The organism is Pseudonocardia petroleophila (assembly GCF_014235185.1).
GTDB lineage: Bacteria > Actinomycetota > Actinomycetes > Mycobacteriales > Pseudonocardiaceae > Pseudonocardia > Pseudonocardia petroleophila.
Genome location: NZ_CP060131.1, coordinates 4,799,046 through 4,818,192 on the forward strand (window position 1 = coordinate 4,799,046; position 19,147 = coordinate 4,818,192).

The window sequence follows — 19,147 nt, forward strand, 5'->3', positions numbered from 1 at the left end:
TACTGCCCCCTTCGGGCTCGGGAAACCCCGATCATGCAGGAGGCCGCATGTGATCCCGGTCTCATCATGCAACATGATCGACGGGCGCACGCCGGGGACCTCCGGGGCGCGGCGGTTAGGCTCGACGCATGAGTGCGCTGAAGGCCCGCCCGTGACGGCCCGTCGGATCATGGGCACCGAGATCGAGTACGGCATCTCGGTCCCGGGCGACCCCACCGCCAACCCGGTGATCACGTCCACGCAGGTGGTGCTGGCCTACGCCGCGGCCGCCGACATCCCGCGCTCGCGGCGCGCCCGCTGGGACTACGAGGTGGAGTCGCCGCTGCGCGACGCCCGGGGCTTCGACCTCTCCGCGCCCACCATGCACAACCCCGTCGACTCCGAGCTCGACGACCTCGGCGCGGCGAACGTCATCCTCACCAACGGCGCGCGGCTCTACGTCGACCACGCCCACCCCGAGTTCTCCACCCCCGAGGTCACCACCCCGCGCGACATCGTGGTGTGGGACAAGGCGGGGGAGCGGGTGATGGAGGAGGCCGCGATGCGCTCGGCCACCGTGCCCGGGGCGCCGCGGATCCAGCTCTACAAGAACAACGTCGACGGCAAGGGCGCGAGCTACGGCGCCCACGAGAACTACCTGATGGCCCGCTCCACCACGTTCCCGTCGATCGTCTCGGGGCTGACGCCGTTCTTCGTGACGCGCCAGGTCGTCTGCGGCGCGGGCCGGGTCGGCCGGGGAGCGGCCGGCGACGAGGCCGGCTACCAGCTCGCGCAGCGCAGCGACTACATCGAGGTCGAGGTCGGCCTGGAGACCACGCTCAAGCGCGGCATCATCAACACCCGCGACGAGCCGCACGCCGACGCCGACAAGTACCGCAGGCTGCACGTCATCATCGGCGACGCCAACATGAGCGAGTACTCCACCCTCCTGAAGGTGGGGACGGCCGCGATCGTCCTGGACATGATCGAGAAGGGCGTGCGGTTCGACGAGCTGCGCCTCGCCGAGCCCGTCCGCTCGGTGCACCGGATCAGCCACGACCCGACGCTGAAGACGACGGTCGACCTGGCGGACGGCAGGCGGATGACGGGCCTGGACATCCAGCAGGCCTACTTCGAGAAGGCGCGCGCGCACGTCGGCGACAGCCCGGACGAGGCCACCGCGGAGGTCATGCAGATCTGGGGCGAGGTCCTCGACGACCTCGCGCGCGACCCGATGAGCACCGCCGACCGCCTCGACTGGACCGCGAAGCTGCGGCTGCTGGAGGGCTACCGCGAGCGCGACGGGCTCACCTGGGACGCCCCCCGCCTGCACCTGGTCGACCTGCAGTACACCGACGTCCGGATGGCGAAGGGGCTCTACAACCGGCTCGCCACGCGCGGCTCGATCAAGCGGTTGGTCTCCGAGGACGACGTCACCGCCGCGATGACCGCGCCGCCGGAGGACACCCGCGCCTACTTCCGCGGCCGCTGCCTGGAGCGCTACCCGGCCGAGGTCGCGGCGGCGTCGTGGGACTCGGTGATCTTCGACCTGGGCCGCGAGTCGCTGGTCCGCATCCCGACGCTGGAGCCGCTGCGCGGCACCCGTTCGCACGTCGGGGAACTGATCGACAACTCGCGCACCGCGGAGGAGCTCGTGGAGGCGCTCACCCGCGGCTGAGCGGCATCGTCGCGCGCCGGATCACGGACTTTCGTCGGCGTACTGGGTTAGTGTTCAACCCAGCACGACCTATCGACAGGAGGCGTCATGTCGCAGGAGCAGACGAAGCGTCAGGGTGGCGGCGGCGGGGACGACGACGAGGGTGCCGACGCCGCGGCGGCCGGCCAGGAGCGTCGCGAGAAGCTCGGCGAGGACGTCGACACGATCCTCGACGAGATCGACGACGTCCTCGAGGAGAACGCGGAGGACTTCGTCCGCGCCTACGTCCAGAAGGGCGGCGAGTAGCCTCCCCGGCTGCCCCCCTCCTCCCTCACCCGCACGAGCAGTACCCGCACGACGAGAGGCGCAGACCTGACCATGTCGTTCCCCGATCCGGGGCGTCGCGCCCCTGTCGGCCTGGACGCGTACCTCGCGCCCGGCCCGTCGTCCTTCACCGACTTCGTCACCGCCCACGCGCCGCACCTGCTCCCCTCCGCGGTGCCGGCCGGGCCCGCCGGCGGCGCGCTGGAGGTCCCGCACGGCACCACGATCGTCGCGCTGGTGTTCTCCGGCGGCGTGGTCATCGCCGGCGACCGGCGCGCGACCCAGGGCAACGTCATCGCCCAGCGCGACATCGAGAAGGTGTTCGTCACCGACTCGCACTCCGCCGTCGGCATCGCCGGGTCGGCGGGCATCGCTCTGGAGATGGTGCGGCTGTTCACCGTCGAGCTCGAGCACTACGAGAAGATCGAGGGCACCACGCTGTCCCTCGACGGCAAGGCCAACAAGCTCGCCGCGATGGTCCGCGCCAACCTCGGTGCCGCGATGCAGGGGTTCGTGGTCGTGCCGCTGTTCGCCGGCTACGACACCGAGGCGCCCGACCCGTCGAAGGCCGGCCGGATCGTCACCTACGACGCCACCGGCGGCCGCTACGACGAGCTGCTCGGCTACCACGCCGTCGGCTCCGGGTCGGTGTTCGCGAAGTCGGCGCTGAAGAAGCGCCACCGCGTCGACGCCGACCTGCCCACCACGGTCCGCACCGCGATCGAGGCGCTCTACGACGCCGCCGACGACGACTCCGCCACCGGCGGGCCGGACCTCACCCGCAAGCTCTACCCGATCGTCGTGTCGATCACCGGCCCCGAGGGCGCGATCCGCCGCCCGGAGACCGAGATCGCCGAGGTCGTCGCCCAGGTCGTGGCCGGCCGCACCGAGAACCCCGGAGGCTGATCCCATGACGATGCCGTTCTACTCGTCGGTCGACCAGCTCCTGCGCGACCGCTCGGAGCTCGCCCGCAAGGGCATCGCCCGGGGCCGCAGCGTCGTGGTCCTCACCTTCACCGACGGCGTGCTGTTCGTCGCGGAGAACCGGTCCACCGCCCTGCACAAGGTGTCCGAGATCTACGACCGCATCGGGTTCGCCGCGGTCGGGCGCTACAACGAGTTCGAGACGCTGCGCAACGCCGGCGTCCGGATGGCCGACGTCCGCGGCTACACCTACGACCGCCGCGACGTCACCGGGCGGATGCTGGCCAACACCTACGCGCAGGTGCTCGGCACCTCCTTCGTCGAGCAGCAGAAGCCCTACGAGGTGGAGCTGTGCCTGGCCGAGGTCGGGGCCACCGTCGACGCCGACCAGCTCTACCGCATCACCTACGACGGCTCCATCACCGACGAGCCGCAGTTCGTGGTCATGGGCGGCACCACCGAGCCGATCAGCGCGAAGCTCAAGGACACCTACCGGGCCGGGCTGGGCCTGGCGGAGTCGATCGCGCTCGCCGTCGAGGCGCTGCAGACCAGCTCCACCCCCGGCAACGGCGGCACCGCCCAGCCCGCCGTGCTCGGCGTGCGCGCGCTGGAGGTGGCGGTGCTCGACCGCGGCCGCCCGCGCCGGTCGTTCCGCCGGATCACCGGCTCGGCGCTGCGCGAGCTGCTCCCCGAGGCCAACCGCACTGTCGACGCCCCGGCCGGGTCCGAGGACGTGGGCGGCGACGAGAGCCCGGTGGTCCCGGAGAACGGCACCGGCTCCTGACGGGTGCGTGACGGGCGGGCCCGGCCCGCCCGTCGCGCCCACCCCCGGTCGGCGCGCACCCGCGATCAGGGAGCGGGGGGTTCCGACCCGCCGCGGGCGTCGATCAGGGCGTCGATCCCGGTGGCCTGCGCCAGGGTCTGCCCGCCGGCCACGGCGGCGAGCCAGTCGGTCTCCCGCTGCGCCACGGCGCGCGTCAGCTCCAGCACGGCGGCCAGCTCGGCGCGCGGTACGACGACCAGCCCGCTGGAGTCGCCGCGCACGACGTCGCCGGGGTGCACGGCGACGCCGCCGCAGTGCACGGGCACGTTGATCGCGCCGGGCCCCTGGTTCGACCCGGTCGCGGGGTGGGCGCCGCGCGCGAACGTGGGCAGGCCGACCTCGTCGAGCCCGGCGACGTCGCGCACCGCCCCGTCGACGACCAGCCCGACCGCGCCGCGGTCGCGGATCGTGCGGCCCACGATGTCGCCGATGACCGCGGCGTCGTCGCGGCCCCCGGCGTCGATGACGAGCACGTCGCCCTCGCCGACGAGGTCGGGGGCCTTGAGCACGAACAGGATGTCGCCCGGCTTCGTCCAGACCGTGACGGCGGTGCCGCAGATCTCCGGCCCGCCCGCCACGCGCCGCAGCGGGGGCCCGACCACGGAGACCGGCCCGCCGCAGTCGGCGATCTGGGTGGTCGAGAACTCCCGCAGGGCGGCGACGTCGGCGGGGTCCGGCCGGTCGACCGACCCGTTCACCGACCACTGCTGCGGATGCGACTTGCTCATGCACTCTCCTGGACGCGGGTGAGGATCGCGGCGGCGAACTCCGCCGCCGCCTCGATCGGGACGAAGTGGCCGACGCCGTCGAGGAAGCGGAGGTCGACGTCGGAGAAGAACGCGTCGAGCCGGTCGGACCACTCGCGCGGGAACAGCGGGTCGTGCTCGGGCCACAGCACGGTCGTCGGGACCGCGATGCGGTCGGCGGGCGCCGGGACCTGCTCCGCGACCGACCGGGCGACCGTGCCCGCCCCGGCGCGGTACCAGTTCACCGACGCGACGAACGCGCCCGGGCGGCCGTAGTCGGCGGCGAGGCGGTCGAGTTCGGCGTCGTCGGGGGTGAAGCCGGGCCCGGACCAGTGCGACCAGAAGTGGGCGAGGTAGCGGCGGGCCGCGGCCGGGTCGCCGTCGACGAGGTGCTCGGCGAGGGCGAGCCGGTGGAAGTGCTGGTACCAGAACTGCTCCTGCGCCGCCGCGGTCAGCACGCGGGGCCCCGCCCCCGGGGTCGGCGGGGAGACCACCAGCGCCCGCACCAGGTCGGGGCGGGACCGGGCCAGCTCCTGCGCGGTGCGCGAGCCGACGTCGTAGCCGCCGACGACGACCGGGCCGAGCCCGAGCTGCTCGATCAGCCCGGCGACGCCGGCGGCCTGCGGGCCGGCCGCGAACTCGGCGGCCCCGGCGCCGGCCGGGCGCTCGGTGGCGCCGAAGCCCCGCAGGTCGGGCACCACGACCCGGCACGACCCCGTGAGACGGCCGACGACGTCGCGGAAGTCGTGCCGGTCGCCGGGCCAGCCGTGCAGCAGGACGACGGGGTCGCCGTCGCCGAGGTCGTCGTGGGCCAGGCGGAACCCGTCGACGGGGTCGGCGAGCGCTGCGGCCGGGCGGGCGGGGGAGTAGGTGCGCAGCTCGACCCCGTTGCCGTCGGGATCGCGCAGGTAGATGCCCTGACCCTGGCCGCGGGCCCCGAACAGGTCCCGCGGCGGGTCGACGCCGTGCCCCGCGGCCAGGGCGGCGAGCGCGTCGGGATCGGCGTCGACGACCAGCGCGAGGTGCTCGACGTTGGTGCCCGACCGGGAGCCGCGCTGCACGTCGACGATCGTGCCCGCGTCCACCCGCAGCGACGCGAACGGCACCTCGCCCGCCCGCCACCGCTCCAGCCGCAGCGGCTCCAGCCCGAGCACGTCGACGTACCAGGCGATCAGCCGTTCGGGATCGTCGCTGACGAGCACGAGATGATCGAGTCCGGTGACGTGCATGCCCCCGTTCTACCGGTCCTGCCACACTCGGGCCATGCCGGAGCCGCTGCTGTTCTGGGACCACACCCCGCTCCACGACGGGCCCGGCCCGTGGGTGCTCAGCCAGTGGTTCGGAGCGGGCCGAGGCGCTGGGCCGCGGGGTGGCCGGGTTCGACGGCGCGCGCTGGGCCGCCGTCGCGTTCGACGTGGTCGTCGCGGGCAACCGGGCCACGTCCGCCCGGCCCGACCTGCGCGGGTACCTGCTCGGGACGGGGCAGCGGCTGCTGGTGGAGGCGAGCCCGCACGACCGCGTCTGGGGCAGCGGGCTGGCCGCCGACCACCCCGACGCCCGGGACCCGGACCGCTGGCCCGGCCGCAACCAGCTCGGCCGGGCGCTGATGCGGGTGCGGGAGCTGCTGCGGACGTGAGGGACTACGGCAGGAACGGCCGGTCGCGGCCGGTCCAGTTCTCCTCGCGGCGCCGGTAGACCTCGATCGGCTCCTTGGCCACGCGGAACGTGTAGTGCCCCGCCTCCTCGACGACCTCGCCGTCGGTGGCGAGCATCCCCGGCACGGAGAGCTGCACGTCGAACTCCGGCACCTCGCGCTGCCCGTAGACCCGGCTGTGGTCCAGCGCGCCGAGCAGCAGGGCCGCGACGGCGCGCAGCCGGGAGAACCGGACGTCGGCGCGCAGCCAGCGCACGTCGAGCAGGCCCGAGTCGAGCGTCGGGCGCCAGGCCGGGACCATGCCGCGCGGGTGGTAGGGCCCGTTGCCGACGAACAGGAACCACACCTTCGTCCAGCGTCCCTCGATCCGCACCCCCACCGGCTCGGCGCGGCGCAGCACCACGACCAGCGCCGCCGCGAACGCGGGCCACTTGCCCCACCGAGGCTGCCACTGCTCGCGCAGCCGCACCAGGTCGGGGTAGGAGCCCAGGCTCGCGGTGTTGAGGAAGCAGCGGGTGCGCACGACGGCCTCGGAGTCCGGGCCGGGGTGCACCTCGACCACCGCGAGGTCGACGGCGACGGCCTCGCCCGCCGCGGTGGCGTCGACGGCCTCCTGCAGGTCGTAGACGCCGACGTCGCGGGCGAAGTGGTTGAGCGTGCCCGTGGGGACCACGACGAACGGGAGCCTGCGGCGGCCCGCGACGGCCGCCGCAGCCGCGACGGTGCCGTCGCCGCCGGCGGCCCCGATGGCCCGCACCCGGTCGCCCGCGGCCTCGACGGCCGCGTCGAGCTGCTCGTCGAGGTCGCGGTCGGGCTCGGCGCGGACGACGACGGCGCGCGGGAACGCCTCCTCGAGGTCGGCGGCCGGGTCGTGCTCCGGGTCGCCCGAGCGCTGGTTGGACACGATGACCAGGCCCTCGCCGCCGGACAGGACCGGGACGGCGTCGAGCGGCCGGGCGCGGGCCTCGTCGGTGAGCCGGACCGGCCACCAGCGCCGCGACAGGAGCGCGACGCCCGTGCCGACCGCGGCGCCCGCGACGACGTCGGAGGTCCAGTGGACGCCGACGTGCACCCGCGAGTAGGCGACGGTGGCGGCCAGCGGCGCGACGGCGAGCCCCAGCTTCGGGCTCTCCATCGCGACGGCCGTGGCGAACGCCGCCGCCGACGCCGCGTGCCCGGACGGGAACGACGACGACGTGGGCGGGTCGGCCAGCTTCTGGTAGGCGGGGAGCTCGGAGGCGGCCGGGCGGCGCCGCGGCAGCAGCGGCTTGAGCACCGCGTTGGCCGACGTGCTGGCCACGGCGATGGAGAACAGGCCCCGCAGCGCCGCCTTGCGGCTGGACCCGCGGCGCGCCGCCAGCAGCCCGGCCACGGCGAACCAGAGCAGGCTGTGGTTCGCCGCCGTCGACAGCGCCTTCATGGCCCCGTCGACCGGGCTGGGAGGCAGCTCGGACACCGCGCGGGTCAGCGCGCGGTCCAGGTCGCTGACTCGTCCCCTGCTCCTGCTCACCCGACTTCTCACCCGGCCGACCCTACGGCGGAGGGTCCGGCGGCGTGCGGCGCGCCCGGAAACCGTCGGTCACATCCGTCACGGATCGGGCCCGCGCCGCCTAGGCTGTGGGGATGCAGCGGCGGATCTACGGTGTGGAGACCGAGTTCGGGGTCACCTGCACCTTCCACGGCCAGCGGCGTCTCTCCCCGGACGAGGTGGCGCGGTACCTGTTCCGCCGCGTCGTCTCCTGGGGGCGCTCGTCGAACGTCTTCCTGCGCAACGGCGCGCGGCTCTACCTCGATGTCGGGTCCCACCCGGAGTACGCCACGGCCGAGTGCGACTCGCTCGCGCAGCTGGTCAGCCACGACAAGGCGGGGGAGCGGATCCTGGAGGACCTGCTCGTCGACGCCGAGCGCCGGCTGGTCGACGAGGGCATCGGCGGCGACATCTACCTGTTCAAGAACAACACCGACTCCGCGGGCAACTCCTACGGCTGCCACGAGAACTACCTCGTCGCCCGGGCCGGGGAGTTCTCCCGGATCGCCGACGTCCTGCTGCCGTTCCTCGTCACCCGCCAGCTGATCTGCGGGGCGGGCAAGGTGCTGCAGACCCCGCGCGGGGCCGTGTACTGCCTCTCGCAGCGGGCCGAGCACATCTGGGAGGGCGTCTCCAGCGCCACCACCCGGTCCCGGCCGATCATCAACACCCGCGACGAGCCGCACGCCGACGCCGAGCGCTACCGCCGCCTGCACGTCATCGTCGGCGACTCGAACATGTCCGAGACCACCACCATGCTCAAGGTCGGTGCGGCCACGCTGGTGCTGGAGATGATCGAGGCGGGCGTCCAGTTCCGGGACTTCACCCTCGACAACCCGATCCGCGCCATCCGCGAGATCAGCCACGACCTCACCGGCCGGCGCACCGTGCGGCTGGCGGGCGGCCGGGAGGCCAGCGCGCTGGACATCCAGCGCGAGTACCACGCCCGCGCCGTCGAGCACCTCGCCACGCGCGGCAGCGAGGACCCCACCATGGCCCGCGTCGTCGAGCTGTGGGGCCGCACCCTGGACGCGGTGGAGAGCCAGAACCTGTCGCTGATCGACCGGGAGATCGACTGGGCGATCAAGCACCGGCTCGTCGAGCGGTACCGCCAGCGCAACGACCTCGACATGGCCAGCGCGCGGGTCGCCCAGCTCGACCTCGCCTACCACGACATCCGGCGGGGCCGGGGGCTGTTCGACCTGCTGCAGCGCAAGGGGATGGTCGAGCGGGTCACCGACGACGGCGAGATCGAGGCGGCCAAGGACACCCCGCCGCAGACGACCCGGGCGAAGCTCCGCGGCGACTTCATCGCCGCCGCCCAGGCCGCGGGCCGGGACTTCACCGTCGACTGGGTGCACCTCAAGCTCAACGACCAGGCCCAGCGCACCGTGCTGTGCAAGGACCCGTTCCGCTCGGTCGACGAGCGGGTCGACCGGCTGATCGCCTCGCTGTAGGCGACGGCCGGTCGGCCGGCGTCACTCCTTGGGCTCGCCCAGCATCCGCTGGCGGATCTCGCTGAGCGTGTCCTGCACGTTCGGCGAGGCCACGGTCTCGTCGTTGCGCCCGGGTTCGATCCCGAACGCGCGCAGCAGGGCCGCCGCGGGCACCGCCGGGTCACCGGCCTCGCCGAGGACCGGGTGCAGGCCGTGGTCGGACAGGTGGCCGAACACCAGGTTCACCACGGTCCACGGGTTGAACGTCTCGGTCTCGGTGTTCGGTTCGGCACTGCTCATGGAATCCCCTTCGTCGCGGCTCCCGGCGAGCTTTCGCCGCCGCGGTGTCGCGGTCAAGCCGCCCGGCGGCCGGTGTCGCAGGATGAGACACCGGGTGGATCACGGCGGCCGCCCACGGGCCGGTGACCTGCGGTCGTACGATGCGGGTCGTGTCCTCCTCGCGGGCCGAGCGGCTGGTGAACCTCGTGCTCTGCCTGCTGTCCACCCGCCAGTTCCTCTCGGCGGAGCGGATCCGCGCGATCGTTCCCGGTTACGCCGACGCGCCGGGCGACGAGGCGTTCTTCCGGATGTTCGAGCGCGACAAGGCCGAGCTGCGCGAGCTGGGCGTCCCGCTGGAGACCGGCCGCCGCTCCAGCTTCGACACCGCCGACGGCTACCGCATCGCCCGCCAGGACTACGAGCTCGGCGAGATCGACCTCGAACCCGACGAGGCCGCGGCCGTCGCGCTGGCCGCGCGGCTGTGGGACTCCCCGCAGCTCGCCGGGGCGGCCCGCGGCGCCCTGGTGAAGCTGCGGGCGGCCGGGGTGGAGGTCGACGAGGACTCCGGCCGGATCCAGCCCCGGGTCCGGGCGGGCGACCCGGCGTTCGCGCCGCTGCTCGCCGCCGTGCAGGCCGGGCGCGCGGTCACCTTCGACCACCGCCGCGGCGGGCCGGGCGGGGAGGTCGTGCGCCGGCACGTCGAGCCGTGGGGGGTCGTGTCGCGGCGCGGCCGCTGGTACCTCGTGGGCCACGACCGCGACCGCGACGACCGGCGCTCGTTCCGGGTGTCGCGGATCGTCGGGCCGGTCACCGCCACCGGGCCGGCCGGGGCCGTGCGCGTGCCGGAGGGGGTCGACCTGGCCGCCGCGGTCCGCGACGGCACCGACCTGCCGCCGGTCAGCGGCGTCGCCCGGGTCTGGGTGGCCGCGGGCCGCGCGCAGGGGCTGCGCCGCCTCGCCCGCCCCGTCGGCCCGCGCACCCGCGGCGGCCGGCCCGGCGACGAGCTGGAGATCGACCTGCGCGACCCCGCGACGGTCGCGCGCTGGCTCGCCGGGCACGGCCCCGACGTCGCCGTGCTCGACCCGCCGGAGCTCGCCGAGCGGGTCCGGGCGACGTGGGCCGCCGCAGCCGACCCGGTGGCGACGCGATGAGCGCCGGCAGCGTCACCGAGCGGCTGCCGCGGCTGCTGTCGCTGGTGCCCTACCTGCTGGCCCGGCCGGGCGTGTACGTCTCGGAGGTCGCCGCCGACTTCGGGGTCACCGAGCGCCAGCTGCGCCGCGACCTGGAGCTGCTGTGGATGTGCGGGCTGCCCGGGTACGGCCCCGGCGACCTCGTGGACCTGTCGTTCGCCGGTGACACCGTCACCGTCACCGAGGACGCCGGCATGCGGCGCCCGCTGCGGCTGACCACGGCCGAGGCCACCGCCCTGCTGGTGGCGCTGCGGACGCTGGGGGAGCAGCCCGGCGTCGTCGACACCGGGGCGGTCCGCCGGGCCACCGCGAAGATCGAGCGGGCCGTCGGCGACGCCGGGCTCTCGGGTGTCGGGCTCCCGGGCGTCGCGGTCGACCTGTCCCGCGAGGAGCAGACCACCTCGGCCGCGGTCCGGCAGGCGCTGGAGGACGGGCGGGCGCTGCGGATCGTCTACTACACGGCGGGCCGCGACGCGGTGTCCCAGCGCGTGGTCGACCCGATGCGGCTGCTGATCGTCGAGGGCCGCGGCTACCTGGAGGCGTGGTGCCGGCGGGCCGAGGGCGTCCGGCTGTTCCGGCTCGACCGCGTCGAGGACGTCACGGTGCTCGACGAGCCGGCGGAGCCGCCCCCGGACGCCGAGCCGTCCGACGTGTCCGGCGGCGCGTTCCGGGCCCGGCCCGACCACCCGGCCGCGGTGCTGCTGCTCGAGCCCGACGCGCTGTGGGTCTCGGAGTACTACCCCGTGGAGGAGGCCGAGGAGGTCGACGGCGGGCGGCTGCGGGTCGTGCTGCGCTACGCCGACCCCGCGTGGCTGGTGCGGCTGGTGCTGGGGTTGGGTGGCGGGGCGCGGGTGCTCGACCCGCCGGAGCTGGCCGCGGCCGTGGTCCAGCGGGCCCGCGAGGCCCTCGCGGGCGACGGGACGGAGAACTGATCATGGTGCTGGCACTGGTGGTCGTCGGGATCGGTGTGCTGCTGCTGATCGGGGTGGTGGTCGCGGTCCTGCCCCGGGTGCAGCGGCTCTCCCGCGCCGCCTCCGACCTGCGCGGAGGCCTGGAACGGGGCCGGTCGGCACTGCCGGTCGTCCGCCGGGCACCGCGGTGAACCCGCGGGCGCCGGGGACCGAACGTCCCCCCGTGGCGTCGGCCGCTCCGGGCTCGTTCATCCGGACGGCGTAGGCTACCGACGTACTGACCTCGACGGAAGGACGAAGCCATGCCGAGCCTCGGCGGCTGGGAATTCGTGATCCTGATCGGCATCCTGGTGCTGCTCTTCGGCGCCAAGCGACTGCCGGACATGGCCCGTTCGATCGGCCAGTCCGCTCGGGTGTTCAAGGGCGAGATGAAGGGGATGAAGAACGACGGCGCCGCCGAGGAGACTCCGGCCCCGCCCCCCCGCGCCCCCCGCGCCCGCGCCGCTGCCCCCCGCGGCGTCGGCTCCGGTCACCCCGCCCGCGCCCGTGCAGGAGTCCACTCCGGCCACCGGGCAGGGTCACTCCACCACCGGCCAGTAGCCTGCTCCGGTGGCCAGGTTCTCCCGGAGTCGGTCGGGGCGCAAGCCCAAGAGCGCCGACGGCACGATGTCGCTCGTCGAGCACCTCTTCGAACTGCGCAACCGACTGACCATCGCGCTGATCGCGATCGCGGTCACCACGGTCTTCGGCTACATCTGGTACGGCGTCGAGTTCTTCGGCCTGCCGAGCCTGGGCACGCTGCTCACCGACCCGTACTGCTCGATCCCCGCGGGACAGCGGGCCGAGTTCACGACCGACGGGTCCTGCACCCTGCTCGCCACCGGTCCGTTCGACCAGTTCAACCTGCGCCTGCGCGTCGGCGTCACGGCCGGCGTCGTGCTGGCCTGCCCGATCTGGCTCTACCAGCTGTGGGGCTTCATCACCCCCGGCCTGTACACGAAGGAACGGCGCTACGCGATCGTCTTCGTGTCCATCGCGGCCGTGCTGTTCGTCGGCGGTGCGGTGCTGGCCTACTTCGTCGTCTCGCAGGGCCTGGCGTTCCTGCTCGCCATCGGCGACGGGGTGCAGACCACGGCGCTGTCGGGTGAGCAGTACTTCAACTTCGTCATCGGGTTGCTGCTGATCTTCGGCGTGAGCTTCGAGATCCCGCTGCTGGTGGTGATGCTCAACTTCGCCGGCATCATCACCTACGAGAAGCTCAGCGCCTCCCGGCGCGGGCTGATCTTCGGCCTGTTCGTCTTCGCGGCGATCGCGACGCCGGGGCAGGACCCGATCTCGATGATCGCACTGGCCCTGGGCCTGGTGATCCTGTTCGAGGTCGCCATCCAGGTGGCCCGGATCAACGACAGGCGCCGGGCCAAGCGCCGCGCGGCCGAGGGCTGGGACGACTGGGATCCCGACGCGCCGTCCCCGATCGACACCACCCCGAGCCCGATCGACACGAGCCCCAGCGCGATCGACCCCACCCCGTCCCCGGTCGACAGCACCCCGGGGGGCTCGCCCTCCCGCCGCCTCGACGACGTGACCTGACCCGCTCACCCGGGGTGCCCCCGGGTGAGCGTCGTCATGCCGGACCGGGTGCCGTCACGCACCGGAACCGTCGATGTGCCAGTGTGGTCCGGTGGCCAGCAGCACGCCTGCTCCCGCGGAGGCCTACGCCGCCGCCCGGAGCCGGGCCGCACGTCCGAACCTGACGGAGTTCGTCTCAGGTCTGCCCTTCGAGCTGGACGGGTTCCAGCGCAGCGCCTGCTCGGCGCTCGAGGACGGGCACGGCGTGCTCGTCTGCGCGCCCACCGGTGCGGGCAAGACCGTGGTGGGCGAGTTCGCCGTCCACCTCGCGCTCGCGCAGGGGCAGAAGTGCTTCTACACGACGCCGATCAAGGCGTTGAGCAACCAGAAGTACGCCGACCTCGTCGCCCGGCACGGCGCCGACGCGGTCGGGCTGCTCACCGGCGACACGGTGATCAACGGCGACGCTCAGGTGGTCGTCATGACCACCGAGGTGCTGCGCAACATGATCTACGCGGGGTCCCGGCAGCTGGAGCACCTGGGCTACGTCGTCATGGACGAGGTGCACTACCTCGCCGACCGCTTCCGCGGGGCGGTGTGGGAGGAGGTCATCCTCCAGCTCCCCGAGCACGTGGCACTGGTCAGCCTGTCGGCGACCGTCAGCAACGCCGAGGAGTTCGGCGACTGGCTGGTGACCGTCCGCGGCGACACCACCGTCGTCGTCGACGAGCACCGGCCCGTGCCGCTGTGGCAGCACATGATGGTGGGCAACCGGCTCGTCGACCTGTTCGCGGGCGAGGACGAGTCCGGGGAGCTGCAGGTCGATCCCGACCTGGTCCGCAGCACCCGCGACCTGGAGCGGTCGAGCTCGGTGTGGGACCGCGGCCGCGGGCGCTCGCCGCGCCCGGGCGGGGGCCGGTCGCAGACCCGGTTCCGGCCGCCGTCGCGCACCACCGTCATCGACCGCCTCGACCGCGACGGCCTGCTCCCGGCCATCACGTTCGTCTTCAGCCGGGCGGGCTGCGACGCCGCCGTCGGGCAGTGCCTGCGGTCCGGGCTGCGGCTCACGACCGAGGACGACGTCGCGCAGATCCGCCGGATCGTCGACGAGCACACCTCCGAGCTGCCGCAGGCCGACCTGGCCGTGCTGGGCTACTGGGAGTGGCGCGAGGCGCTGGAGCGCGGGATCGCCGCGCACCACGCCGGGATGCTCCCCGCGTTCAAGGAGACCGTCGAGGAGCTGTTCGTCCGCGGGCTGGTGCGCGCGGTGTTCGCCACCGAGACCCTCGCGCTGGGGATCAACATGCCCGCGCGCACCGTCGTGCTGGAGCGGCTGGTCAAGTACAACGGGGAGAGCCACGCCGAGCTGACGCCGGGGGAGTACACCCAGCTCACCGGGCGGGCCGGGCGCCGCGGCATCGACGTCGAGGGCCACGCGGTCGTGATCTGGCAGCCCGGCGTCGACCCGACGCAGGTCGCCGGGCTGGCGTCGACGCGGACCTACCCGCTGCGGAGCTCGTTCAAGCCGGGCTACAACATGGCCGTCAACCTGGTGGCGCGGTTGGGCACGGAGGCCGCGCGCGACCTGCTGGAGCAGTCGCTGGGCCAGTTCCAGGCCGACCGCTCCGTCGTCGGCATCTCGCGGCGGATCGACCGCAACGCCGAGGCGCTGGCCGGGTACGAGGAGTCGATGCGCTGCCACCTCGGCGACTTCGGCGAGTACGCGCGGCTGCGCCGGCAGGTGTCGGACCGGGAGAAGTCGCTGTCGCGCCAGGGCGTCGCGGAGAGCCGGGAGGCCTCGGCGTCGTCGCTGCGCCGGCTCAAGGTCGGCGACGTCATCGCGGTGCCGGCCGGGCGCCGCGCCGGGCTCGCGGTCGTCCTGGACCCGGGCGTCGACTCCGACGGCGACCCGCGCCCGCTGGTGCTCAGCGAGGACCGCTGGGCCGGGCGGCTGTCGCCCGCCGACTTCCCGGGGCCGGTCGAGGCGCTGGGCCGGATGCGGCTGCCGCGCCGCGTCGACCACCGCGCCCCGCGCGTCCGCCGCGACCTGGCGTCGTCGCTGCGCAACACCGGGATCGTCGCGCCGAGCACGCCGCGGCGGCGCGGGCGCGGTGACGCCGTCGACGACCCGGAGCTCGCCACCCTGCGCCGGGCCCTGCGGGCCCACCCCTGCCACGGGTGCGACGACCGCGAGGCGCACGCGCGCTGGTCGGAGCGGCACGCCCGGCTGGAGAAGGAGACCGAGCAGCTGCGGCAGAAGCGCCGGGCCACGACGCACTCGCTGGCGCGCGCGTTCGACCGGATCCGGTCGCTGCTGGGCGAGCGCGGCTACCTCGACGGCGAGGAGGTCACCGAGCACGGCGCGCGGCTGGCCCGGCTGTGGGGCGAGTCCGACCTGCTCGCCGCCGAGTGCCTGCGCCACGGGGCGTGGGACGGGCTGGAGCCCGCGGAGCTGGCGTCGGTGGTCTCCGCTCTGGTCTACGAGACGCGGCGCGACAACGGACCGGTGCCGCGCGTGCCGTCCGGGCCGGTCAGCGAGGCGCTCGCGACGACCGTCCGGATCTGGGGCGAGCTCGACGCCGACGAGCGCCGCCACCACGTCGACCGCACCCGGGAGCCCGACCTCGGGTTCGCCTGGCCGATGCACCGCTGGGCCCGGGGCGAGTCGCTCTCGGCCGTGCTCACCGCGGCGGAGCAGAACGGCTCCGAGTTGTCGGCGGGCGACTTCGTGCGCTGGTGCCGGCAGGTCCTGGACCTGCTCGACCAGATCGCCGGGGTCGCCGGGCGCTCCAGCGGCGTCGGCCGGGTCGCCGTGCAGGCCGGGCAGGCCGTGCGCCGCGGGGTGGTGGCGGTGGGCGCCACCTGATCGGGGAGATCGGGTGATCGGCTGCGCCGTCCGGGTCGGCTGTGCTTGGATCCCGGCTGTGCCCGGATGCCGCCGGGTGCGACGACGAGAGGCCGGCGATGACGACGCCCGAGGGGTCCCCGCACGGCAACCCGGACGAGGGTGCCGACCGCGCCGCCTGGGGCCGTCCGCCGGCCGGGGGCTGGGGCGACCCGTCCCGCGACCCCGCCGCCGAGACCCGCTCCTGGAGCGAGAGCGCCCCCGGGGCCGACGACGCGACGCGCGTCGACCAGCCCCGGCCGGAGCAGCCGAGGGAGGACCCGGACGCGACCCGGATGGAGCAGCCGGGGGTGTGGGGTGCCCCCGGGGCGGACCAGCAGGGTGCACAGCCGCAGGGCGGGCAGGTGCCGGCGTGGGCCCAGCAGCCGCCGCCGGGCGGGGGCTGGAACGTGCCGCCGCAGCAGGGCGGGCCGTCGGGGTGGGGTCCGCCGCCGGGCCAGTACCCGCCCCAGCCGTACCAGGGTCAGCAGCCGTACCCCGGCCAGCAGGGGTACCCGGGCCAGCAGCCCTACCCGGGGCAGGGGTATCCCGGGCAGCAGCCGTACCCCGGCCGTCCGGGCCCGCAGTGGGGCCAGGGCTACCCGCCGCTGCCCGACGCCGCCCGCCCGCCGCGCCGCTCGCGCGTCCCGCTCGTCGTCGGCGCGCTCGTGGTCGCGCTGCTCGTGATCGGCGCGGTGCTGGCCTTCGTCTCGCCCGGGTTCCTGAACACCACCGTGTTCGACCAGGCCGCGCTGCAGAGCGGCGTGCAGCGGGTGCTCGTGGAGGACTACGGCTACGGCGTCGTCGGCGACGTCGCGTGCGGGGCGCCGGGGGAGGCGATCCGGGTCACCGACGGCGCCACCTTCACCTGCACCACCACGATCGACGGCGCCCCGGCCACCGTGCCGGTGCGGGTCACGAGCAGCACCGGCGACTACGAGGTCAGCAGGCCCGCCTGATGCCCCAGGTCCACGTCCTCGGTCCCGACGAGCTGCGCGCCGCCCATGTGCTGTTCGCGGCCTCGATCCACCGCGACACGGTCACCGACGCCGACTGGGACGCGGCGTCGCGCAGCTACAGCCCGGGCCGCACCGTGGGCGTCGCCGACGGTGGCGCTCTGATCGGCACGGCCACCTCGTTCCCGACCCGCACCGCCGTGCCGGGCGGCGCCGCCCTCGACACCTCGGCCGTCACCCGCGTCGGGGTGCGCGCGGACCGCACCCGCCGCGGGGTCCTCTCGGCGATGATGCGCGCCCAGCTCGACGAGGCCGTCGGACGCGGCGAGCCCCTCGCGTCGCTGCGGGCCAGCGAGGCCCGGATCTACGGCCGCTTCGGCTACGGCGTGGCCAGCCGGGGGCGCCACGTCTCGGTCAACGGCCGCGGCGCGGGATGGCGCCGGGAGCCCGCGGGGGAGGTGCGGCTCGTCCTCGGCGCCGACATCGAGCCCACGCTGACGGCGCTGCACGACGCGCTCGCGCTGCGCCGCCCCGGCGGGATCACGCGCCGGGAGGCGTGGTGGCGCTGGCAGGTCGCGCAGCCGGTGGAGAAGCACGAGCACCTGATCGCCGCCGTCCACACCGGACCCGACGGCGACGACGGGTTCGCGCTCGCGGTCCCCCTGTCGGAGGGCACGTTCGCGCACCGCGCGCTGAAGGTGAACGACCTGCACGCCGCCGACGACGACGCCACCGCCGCCCTGTGGGCGTTCCTCACCGGCATCGATCTCGTCGACCGCGTCGACGGCTGGCTCCGCCCGGTCGACGAACCGCTGGAGCTGCTGCTCGCCGATCCCCGCGACTGCAGCGTCACCGGCGGCGAGGACGAGACGTGGCTGCGCCTGGTCGACGTGCCCGTGGCCCTCGCCGCCCGCACCTGGGGCGACGGACCGCCCGTGCTGGTCGGGGTGCACGACCGCCTCCTCCCGGCCAACGACGGCGTGTACCGGATCGGCGGCGGCACCGCGGAGCGCGCGGACAGCCCCCCCGAACTGGAGTGCGACGTCGACGCCCTCGCGATGGCCTACCTCGGCGACCGCGCGCCGTCCCTGCTCGCGGCGACGGGGTGGTGGCGGGTGCACGACGCCACGGCCCCCGCCCGGGCCGACGCCCTGTTCGCCACCGACCGCCTGCCGTGGTGCGGGACGTACTTCTGAAACTTCTTCGCAGGTCGCTGTAACCCCGGGCGGTCGGGCGGCGTCGGTGGGGACAGAAGCCCACGAGACCGAGGAGCCCGCGATGTCCGAGTGCACCGACCCCACCGCCCACGCCGACCCCACCACCGAGTACGTCGACCGGGACGGCGACGGCTACACCGAGACCACGCTGCTCGACACCGACGGCGACGGCGCGTTCGACACCGTGCTCGTCGACGTCGACGCGGACGGCCTCACCGACGTGGGCGCGGTCGACATCGACGCCGACGGCCGCATCGACCTGGTCGCCGTCGACATCGACCACGACGGCTACGCCGACGTCGCGTTCCTCGACACCGACCAGGACGGTCTCCCCGACGAGGTGCTCGGTGCCGCGGACGGGCCGTTCCCGTCCCCGACCGACGACGACACCTACCCGCGCACGGCCGCGGCGTCCTGACATGACCCCGGCGCCCCCGACCCCGGCCGCACCGCTCTCAGCGCCCCAGCTGCGCCTTGAGCGAGGTGCGGGCCCGGTGGATCCACACCTTCACGCTGTTGAGGGGCGCGTCCATCAGCTCGGCCACCTGCGCGTAGGGCATGCCGCCGACCCACAGCAGCAGCGCCTCCCGGTGCTTCTCCGGCAGCGTCTCCAGCGCGGCCTGCACCGACATGGTCTCGACCAGCACGTCGGCGAACAGGCTGGCGGAGGCATCGCGGGGGCGGTCCTCGATGTCGTCCACGTTGGTCTCGGGGCGCCTGCCCCGGGCCCGGATCACGCTCAGCGCGGCGTTGCGGGCGATCGTGAACACCCAGGCCCCGAACGGGCAGCGGTGCTCGAAGCGGTGCAGGTTGCGCCAGACCGCGATCTGGCACTCCTGCAGGGCGTCGGCGGCGTCGGTGCGGTTGCCGGTCAGCCGCAGGCACAGCGCGTGCGCCTGCCGCTCCGAGGCCTTCCAGAGGGTCTTGAACGCCTCCTGGTCGCCCGCCTGGGCGGCGGCGACCAGGGCGCCCTCGTCACCGGACTCGTCCGGTTCGGGGAAGGGGCCGGTGGCCATGGTCCTCCTGCGGCTCGGGGGCGCTCGGATCATGGTTCGCGGCGCGACCGTGGA

The 19,147-nt window shown here is 74.6% G+C and carries 18 protein-coding genes and 2 pseudogenes; 15 read left to right on the plus strand and 5 right to left on the minus strand.

The features are described from left to right. Positions 1-169: 169 nt before the first annotated feature. From dop to prcA, 4 genes are all read left to right on the plus strand, one after another. On the plus strand, positions 170-1,657 hold the full coding sequence (gene dop / locus H6H00_RS23660; RefSeq protein ID WP_185717897.1) for a depupylase/deamidase Dop: 1,488 nt from the start codon (positions 170-172) through the stop codon (positions 1,655-1,657). An 87-nt stretch (positions 1,658-1,744) separates the two neighbouring features. Beyond that, complete coding sequence (locus H6H00_RS23665) at positions 1,745-1,942, plus strand: ubiquitin-like protein Pup (protein WP_141276402.1); 198 nt, start codon at positions 1,745-1,747, stop codon at positions 1,940-1,942. 72 nt (positions 1,943-2,014) lie between these two features. Next, positions 2,015-2,866: a proteasome subunit beta gene (prcB, locus tag H6H00_RS23670; protein ID WP_185717898.1), complete on the plus strand. Its 852-nt coding sequence runs from the start codon at positions 2,015-2,017 to the stop codon at positions 2,864-2,866. 4 nt (positions 2,867-2,870) lie between these two features. Then, positions 2,871-3,668: a proteasome subunit alpha gene (gene prcA / locus H6H00_RS23675; protein ID WP_185717899.1), complete on the plus strand. Its 798-nt coding sequence runs from the start codon at positions 2,871-2,873 to the stop codon at positions 3,666-3,668. A 65-nt stretch (positions 3,669-3,733) separates the two neighbouring features. Here prcA and H6H00_RS23680 read toward each other — a convergent pair whose 3' ends face one another. Both H6H00_RS23680 and H6H00_RS23685 read right to left on the minus strand, forming a co-directional pair. After that, positions 3,734-4,435 (minus strand): RraA family protein, encoded by a 702-nt coding sequence (locus H6H00_RS23680; RefSeq protein ID WP_185717900.1) that lies wholly within the window; start codon positions 4,433-4,435, stop codon positions 3,734-3,736. After that, complete coding sequence (locus H6H00_RS23685; protein WP_185717901.1) at positions 4,432-5,682, minus strand: alpha/beta fold hydrolase; 1,251 nt, start codon at positions 5,680-5,682, stop codon at positions 4,432-4,434. The genes H6H00_RS23680 and H6H00_RS23685 overlap by 4 nt, the downstream gene beginning before the upstream one ends. A 119-nt stretch (positions 5,683-5,801) precedes the next feature. On the opposite strand from H6H00_RS23685, the pseudogene H6H00_RS23690 reads away from it, so the two are divergent. After that, positions 5,802-6,089: pseudogene (locus H6H00_RS23690) on the plus strand (NADAR domain-containing protein); the annotation flags it as partial. Between the two features lie 4 nt (positions 6,090-6,093). Here the strand turns inward: H6H00_RS23690 and H6H00_RS23695 are convergent. Continuing rightward, complete coding sequence (locus tag H6H00_RS23695) at positions 6,094-7,617, minus strand: bifunctional phosphatase PAP2/diacylglycerol kinase family protein (protein ID WP_255425339.1); 1,524 nt, start codon at positions 7,615-7,617, stop codon at positions 6,094-6,096. 113 nt (positions 7,618-7,730) lie between these two features. Between H6H00_RS23695 and pafA the strand changes: the two genes are divergently transcribed. Beyond that, positions 7,731-9,092, plus strand: coding sequence for a Pup--protein ligase (pafA, locus tag H6H00_RS23700; RefSeq protein ID WP_185717902.1), 1,362 nt, complete (start codon positions 7,731-7,733; stop codon positions 9,090-9,092). Between the two features lie 21 nt (positions 9,093-9,113). On the opposite strand, the gene H6H00_RS23705 is transcribed toward pafA, so the two are convergent. Next, a complete protein-coding gene (locus tag H6H00_RS23705; protein ID WP_185717903.1) occupies positions 9,114-9,371 on the minus strand; it encodes a hypothetical protein in 258 nt (85 codons plus the stop codon). A 149-nt stretch (positions 9,372-9,520) separates the two neighbouring features. On the opposite strand from H6H00_RS23705, the gene H6H00_RS23710 reads away from it, so the two are divergent. The 9 genes and pseudogenes from H6H00_RS23710 (at position 9,521) to H6H00_RS23750 (ending at position 18,495) form a co-directional block, all read left to right on the plus strand. Then, a complete protein-coding gene (locus H6H00_RS23710) occupies positions 9,521-10,501 on the plus strand; it encodes a helix-turn-helix transcriptional regulator (protein ID WP_185717904.1) in 981 nt (326 codons plus the stop codon). Then, positions 10,498-11,472 carry a helix-turn-helix transcriptional regulator gene (locus H6H00_RS23715; protein ID WP_185717905.1) on the plus strand — a complete coding sequence of 325 codons (975 nt, stop codon included), beginning with the start codon at positions 10,498-10,500 and terminating at the stop codon, positions 11,470-11,472. Before H6H00_RS23710 ends, H6H00_RS23715 begins: the two co-directional genes overlap by 4 nt. A gap of 2 nt (positions 11,473-11,474) precedes the next feature. Next, a complete protein-coding gene (locus H6H00_RS23720; protein ID WP_185717906.1) occupies positions 11,475-11,642 on the plus strand; it encodes a hypothetical protein in 168 nt (55 codons plus the stop codon). Positions 11,643-11,753: 111 nt separating this feature from the next. Next, positions 11,754-12,051: pseudogene (gene tatA / locus H6H00_RS23725) on the plus strand (Sec-independent protein translocase subunit TatA). Between the two features lie 66 nt (positions 12,052-12,117). After that, positions 12,118-13,041 (plus strand): twin-arginine translocase subunit TatC, encoded by a 924-nt coding sequence (gene tatC / locus H6H00_RS23730; protein WP_185722726.1) that lies wholly within the window; start codon positions 12,118-12,120, stop codon positions 13,039-13,041. Between the two features lie 73 nt (positions 13,042-13,114). Further along, positions 13,115-15,886, plus strand: coding sequence for a DEAD/DEAH box helicase (locus H6H00_RS23735; protein ID WP_185717907.1), 2,772 nt, complete (start codon positions 13,115-13,117; stop codon positions 15,884-15,886). Positions 15,887-15,984: 98 nt separating this feature from the next. Next, entirely contained in the window at positions 15,985-16,863 is an 879-nt protein-coding gene (locus tag H6H00_RS23740; protein ID WP_185717908.1) for a DUF4333 domain-containing protein, read from the plus strand. Next, positions 16,863-18,056, plus strand: a complete 1,194-nt coding sequence (locus H6H00_RS23745; RefSeq protein ID WP_185717909.1) for a GNAT family N-acetyltransferase — start codon at positions 16,863-16,865, stop codon at positions 18,054-18,056. Before H6H00_RS23740 ends, H6H00_RS23745 begins: the two co-directional genes overlap by 1 nt. A gap of 82 nt (positions 18,057-18,138) precedes the next feature. Continuing rightward, complete coding sequence (locus H6H00_RS23750; protein ID WP_185717910.1) at positions 18,139-18,495, plus strand: hypothetical protein; 357 nt, start codon at positions 18,139-18,141, stop codon at positions 18,493-18,495. A 37-nt stretch (positions 18,496-18,532) separates the two neighbouring features. Here H6H00_RS23750 and H6H00_RS23755 read toward each other — a convergent pair whose 3' ends face one another. Further along, positions 18,533-19,093 (minus strand): RNA polymerase sigma factor, encoded by a 561-nt coding sequence (locus tag H6H00_RS23755; protein WP_185717911.1) that lies wholly within the window; start codon positions 19,091-19,093, stop codon positions 18,533-18,535. Positions 19,094-19,147 lie beyond the last annotated feature (54 nt).